A 5,648-nucleotide genomic window follows, 5' to 3' on the forward strand; every position below is an offset into this window, starting at 1 on the left:
CATCGAGCAGCAGCACCGAGCACTTGGGATCGACACTGGCGAACAAGCGCGCTAGTTGCTGCTCGGTCTCGCCGACATAAGGCGAGATCAAGTCCGAGGCTTGGCGCGCGACCAGTTCCCGATCCAACGCATCAGCCAGCACCTCGGCAAAGGCGGTCTTGCCGGTGCCGGGTGGTCCATAAAAGCAGAGCCGCCCGCTGCCCTCGCGCTCCAGCGCCCGCGCCAAAGCATTCGGTGCGATGCCGCCACCCACATTGAGGTAAGCGACATCGAAAGCGGTGGCGTTCTCGCGTCGCCGGGGCGCTGGCGTGCCGTGCAATAGGTGCCGGCAGGCGGCCACGCCTTCGCGGATGCTGGTCTCCACCGGCACTTCCGGCTGCAGATCGGCCAGCCGCCGCGCGGAGGCGAACTGGGCCGGGGTCAGCAGGTCATCCCCCGCCAGTTCATCGAGCAAGGCCGGCGCGAGGGTCAGGGTGCCCAGATGCCGCTCCGCCATCTGCCGGCGCATCGAGCGTGGCGGGGTGACGAAGGAAACTGGCAGCAGATAACGGCGCTTAAAGGCATCGTCCAGCCCATCGACTTCGTTGGTGATCCAGATGGTCGGAACCGGATTGGATTCCAGGATGCGATTGGTCCAGCCTTTCTGCTCCCCAGCCGGCGAGCGGCCGCTGAACAGCGCGAAAAGATCGAACTGCTGGGCGAAGACATCTTCGATCTCGTCAAAGATGATCACCGCGTCGCGGCGTCGGGCCAGCAGCCGTTGGGCCAAGAGATACGCTGACAAGCGCCCGTGGCGACTGAGTCCGTCGTCATCTTCGTCGGCGCTGCGCACCTGAAAAGCCTTCAGCTCACTGTCTGCGGCGATGGCGCGCGCCAGTTCGGTCTTGCCGGTACCAGGCGGACCGTAGAAGAGCGCATTGACCCCGGCCACCCCATCGCGCGCGGAGCGGTTCAGCACGCCCCGAACGCGCCGGGCCTGATCCTGGAGGTGCGGAAAGGCACTCAAGGACCAGTCCGCCGCAGGAGCCGGCTCAAGCAAGAACGCGAGCAGTGCTGGCTCGTCTTCTGGCTCGGGTCGATCAGTTCACGCAGCAGGTCGCTGGCGCTGACATAGTCTTCCAGATCGGTGTGAAAGGAGCGGTTGTGGTCCATCAGCCCGAGCGCGCGCAGCGGGCTGTCCTTGGTGAGCAGCGGGCGTAGGGCCTGTTCGTCGATGCCGAGCAGTGCGGCGATGTCGGCGCGGTGCTCGCTCGGCAAATAGGGATCAAGGCGGGCTGCGTTCAGCAGTTGACGAAGCGCCTTGTTGTGCTCGCGCAAGATGAGGCTATCGAGCAGCTTCACCCCAGCTGGGGGCAGATCGAGGCAGCGCTCGAGTAGACTGGCGAGTGGCATGACGGCTTCTTCGCCGTCGGCCGCGATCAGGGGTTCGAGTACCGCACGCGATAAGCCGGCATAGAACAGGCGCAGACGGCGCTGCCGGGGCCGGGCGCGCTCGCGTTTGCCGCGCTGCGAGTGGAGCAGCCACTCTGCCTCCTCGTCATCCTCATCGTTGTCGGTGTCATTGTTATTGTCGCTATCGGTCTCCTCAATCTCGGTGGCTAGGGCGCGCAGCGCATTGCGCACCCGGGCGTTGAGCTTGGTTTCCTTGGGTGCCAGCGCGGCATCGAAGAAACCGAGCGCCGCAGGCTCCAGCGGGCATTGGGTCAATGTCCACAGCGGGGTGGTGAAATCGCTGTCGCTCAAGCGCTTTCGCAGCGCACCATCGCTAAGGACGAATTGCAACGTCAGCCGGGCAAGCCGGCGCTCGACGGCGGGGACTTGGTCAAGATCGCGGCGGACCAGGGCATCACTGGGGGTCATGTGAATCTCCTTTAGGAAAGTGGCAAAGGATCGCGAGGACGTGCAAGGACAACAAGCGCAGGCAGTACCTCTCAGGTCAGGGCAGAAACCGGCTCAGGATGCCGGATCAGTGCGACAGAGCACATCGCACACCGCGGTGTTCAGGGAGATCAAAAAGACGCCGCGAACCCGATTGGGCGGCCCTGACCCTGGCGCTTGTGCTCGCATTCACCCCGCAAGCGTTCCAATAAGAGTTCTGGGGTCCAGTCGGCCTGCTCGATCCGCAGCTGGCGGATCACCGCAGCAAAGTCGCCGGGCGTGAGCGCGTCCAGGCTGGCCAGCGGCCCGCGCCAACGCTCCTCGTCCAGGTTGGCGACGCCTTGCTCGCGCAGCACTTGCGCGAACAGGCTGAGGCGTTGCTCGCTGCGCAGCGGATCGAAGCGCAGCTTGAGGTCAAACCGGCGTAGCGAGGCGGCATCGAGCTGCTCGACCAGGTTGGTGGTGCAGATGAAGAGGCCGTCGAAGGCCTCCATCTGGGTCAGCAACTCGTTGACCTGGGTGACTTCCCAGCTTTGCTGAGCGGAGGTCCGCGAGCGCAGGAAGCTGTCCGCCTCATCCAGCAGCAAGATGGCCTGGTCCGCGCGCGCCTCGGCGAACATCGCCGCGATCGCCTGCTCGGTCTGGCCGACGTAGGCGCCGAGCAGATCGGAAGCGCGCTTGCTCAACAAGGGCCGCTCGAGCCGACGCGCGACCTCGGCGGCAAAGGCGCTCTTGCCAGTACCGGGTGGCCCGTAGAGACAGAGCCGGCCCTGTGGGTTCTGGGCGAGCCCCCTCAACACCGGTTCGATCGGGCGATCGGGATTGAGCAGATCCGCGCGATAGGCGGTGACCGCTGAGCGGCCTGTCACCAAGGGGGTGGCGTGACCCAGCGCCTTCAGCGTGCCGCTGAGCAGACGGTTGAGCTGAGCCTCATGGCGCGTCTGGGCGTCCTTACCCCTGGCATGGGACGACGTCCCCGTCGTACACAGCCGCACGACCCGTGCCGCGCGGGTCAGATGTGCCGGAGCGATTGCTGGCTGGCGCGCAAGCGCTTGGACGAAGGACTCGCTGACGCCCAGGTCATCGAGCGCCCGATTGGCGATGCCAACACGCACCGACTGCGGCGGTACCGGCATCTCGATAACGAGGTCGAAACGGCGCACATAGGCCGGGTCCATGTCCTCGATATCATTGGCGATCCACAGCGCCGGCACCGGATTGGTGGCTAGCAGTTGGTTAGTGAAGCCTTTGTTCGCGGTGGGCAGATCGGTCTCGAATAAGGCCCCCAGCCAGGAAAACGCCAGCAGTGATTCGACCTCATCAAAAAGGATCAGGCTGTCCGGCTGACGCGAAAGGGTCTGTTGCGCGAGTTGATAGGCGCCGATGCGACCGGCATCGCTGATCGCATCGCCCTCGACATCGGCGCTGCTGATGGTCGTCAGCCGACGCTTGAGCGCCTGAGCGACGACGCCGGCGAGTTCGGTCTTGCCGGTGCCGGGCGGACCATAGATAAGAACATTGCAGCCGGGCTCGCGGCGTTGCTGGGCGCCCTGCAGATAGGCAAGCAGGTCGTTCAGCGTCTCCTCCAGATGTTGATAGTCGCTCCGCTTGAGCGTCGGGCGCGGCGCTGGCGCAAAATAGCGTCGCGTCAGGGTGGCGACGGAGATGCGGGCCTCGAACAGCAAGGCATCGAGTCCGTCGAGGGGCAGGAACTTTTCTGCCAGGTTGTCGGCGCCGCCTAGACTGATCCGCAGCAGGCCGGAACGCGCCAGGTAGCCCTCGGGTGAGAGCGCCTTGCGCACCGCAGGGACCGGTACCGCGAGTGCCGCAGCAATGGCGGCAATCGCATCCGAACGCGGAATTTCCCCGAACTCATCGGTCAGGCGAGTAAAAGGTGGGTAAGCGCAGAGTGCCAACACCAGGGTCAGAATCCGACATTCCATCTGGGAGAGTCCCAAGTCCCGCTGCAGCCGACCGTGCAGTGACTCAAGGACCAACTCAGGCTGCTTGGCCGTTAGCACCTGCAGACGCTCTTTCATAAGGCGCAGAAAGGCACTCGGCGTCATCTCCTGATCTTCGTAGCGGCCAAGCCCGAGTGTGCGAAGCAGTTCGCCATCGAAGGTCAGTGCATCAGGGTATCCGGAGAGCCGCTGCCAGAAGCGAAGCTTGATCAATAACCGCAGGGACCAGTAAGCCACGAGTGGATCGAGCTGCTGCCGAACGGTCTTGCGGGGACCTGACGGTCTGGGTATCGGCATCGAAATGGCACGGGCCATTGTCTCTCCTGAATGAGTTCAATCGGTCGATTGAGGTGAATGCTAGAACCTCTTCATTCACTGAGTCAAGCTTTATTTCCCATTTTAATATTTAATTTTTATATCAGATAAGCCATTGTTTTATATCAAATAATTTTTAATATATTTAATTTATTTTTGTTTACGGCGCGCAAGTCATTGATACCTAAAAAGATGAAAAAGTGATTATTGAAAACGCCATCAGGCGTAACAGGTTCCACAGCCAGAGCGCTGATGCTATTCTCCGTACTGACTTCAGGGCGTCTGCAGTCCACGCGCGAAGCGGGCCGGCTTTTCTAGATCAGGCGCTTGCGCAGCGCCCTGAGGCAGCGCAGCCTGATTTGACGCATCCGGCAACGCTTTTGCCTGGTCGGTTGATGTGATCCGTTGCTTGGGGGGAACGATGTACGAAGGCGCTGGAATCCTGTTTTTTGCCGACGAGGACGGAACCCGCTACCTCTTGCTGGGGCGGCGTGCACATCGCCCGCAGAAAGGCGCTTGGAGCATCCCAGGCGGCCGGCGATCTCGACGAGACGCATCGCTGTTCGCGACGGCGATCCGGGAGACGGAGGAGGAGTTCTGTCGAGGGCAGCCCATCGACCGAGTCTTTACCTTGGTCGACGGCACCGACTGGAGGAATGAACAGCGCTTTCGGGTCGTTGAGATCATCGTGCCCTTTGTTTTTCGATGGCGCACCTATCCGGTACCACTGCCAAATCGGCTACCCCTTGAACGCATCGACTTCAATCATGAATTTCAGGAGGTTGACTGGTTTCCGCGCGAGCGGCTTCCGAGCCGCACGCATGCGGGGGTCGTCTATGCCTGCTGGCGGGCTGGCATCTCACAGTAAAATTAGCCCAGAGTTTGCCTGCAGGAGAGACGCCTTCGACATGAGGAGCACATGATGCGCAAACAGAGTCTCCGCTATGAATCGCCGGCTGGAACAGTACCTTGCCGATACGGTCCACCCCCTAACTGATCATCAAGACGACTTTGACAGGTTCTTTTCGCCTCTGCGAGAAACCCAATGCAGCCATCACTCTACGACCAAGATTTCCATGCCTGGCTGACACAAAGCGCGCGCTTGGTCCGCGAGGGGCGCCTCGACCAGCTTGACTTGGAGCACTTGGCCGAGGAGCTTGAGGCAATGAGCAAATCCGAGCTGCGTGCGCTGGAAAGTCGCCTCGCCGTGCTCATCGCGCATTTGCTCAAGTGGCAGCATCAACCCAGTCATCGAACAAAAAGCTGGGAGCGGACACTAATCGAACAGCGCAAGCGGATTGATCGGCTGCTGCGTGATAGCCCCAGCCTAAAAACAAAACTGCCGGAGAGACTGCAAGACGCCTACGAGAGCGCCGTGCGCTGGGCCGCCGATGAAACGGGTTTGGACGAAGTTGACTTTCCACCAAGCTGCCCCTACCCGCTCGAGCAGCTGTTGGACAGGAGCTTCTATCCGATCGCGAGCAGCGAGGATGA

At 62.0% G+C, this 5,648-nt stretch carries 5 protein-coding genes; 2 read left to right on the forward strand and 3 right to left on the reverse strand.

Annotated elements, in window-relative coordinates:
• From VBE63_RS23940 to VBE63_RS23950, 3 genes are all read right to left on the reverse strand, one after another.
• Positions 1–1,006 (reverse strand): AAA family ATPase (locus tag VBE63_RS23940; protein WP_323685528.1); only part of this gene is annotated, 1,006 nt, incomplete at its 3' end.
• Positions 1,003–1,860 carry a hypothetical protein gene (locus VBE63_RS23945; RefSeq protein WP_323685529.1) on the reverse strand — a complete coding sequence of 286 codons (858 nt, stop codon included), beginning with the start codon at positions 1,858–1,860 and terminating at the stop codon, positions 1,003–1,005. The genes VBE63_RS23945 and VBE63_RS23940, both read right to left, overlap by 4 nt.
• A 149-nt stretch (positions 1,861–2,009) precedes the next feature.
• Positions 2,010–4,154, reverse strand: coding sequence for an AAA family ATPase (locus VBE63_RS23950; protein ID WP_323685530.1), 2,145 nt, complete (start codon positions 4,152–4,154; stop codon positions 2,010–2,012).
• 421 nt (positions 4,155–4,575) lie between these two features.
• Between VBE63_RS23950 and VBE63_RS23955 the strand changes: the two genes are divergently transcribed.
• Both VBE63_RS23955 and VBE63_RS23960 read left to right on the forward strand, forming a co-directional pair.
• Positions 4,576–5,022 carry an NUDIX hydrolase gene (locus VBE63_RS23955; RefSeq protein WP_323685531.1) on the forward strand — a complete coding sequence of 149 codons (447 nt, stop codon included), beginning with the start codon at positions 4,576–4,578 and terminating at the stop codon, positions 5,020–5,022.
• 177 nt (positions 5,023–5,199) lie between these two features.
• On the forward strand, positions 5,200–5,648 hold a 449-nt coding region (locus VBE63_RS23960), incomplete at its 3' end, for a DUF29 domain-containing protein (protein ID WP_323685532.1).

The organism is Lamprobacter sp., assembly GCF_034860625.1.
Taxonomy (GTDB): domain Bacteria; phylum Pseudomonadota; class Gammaproteobacteria; order Chromatiales; family Chromatiaceae; genus Lamprobacter.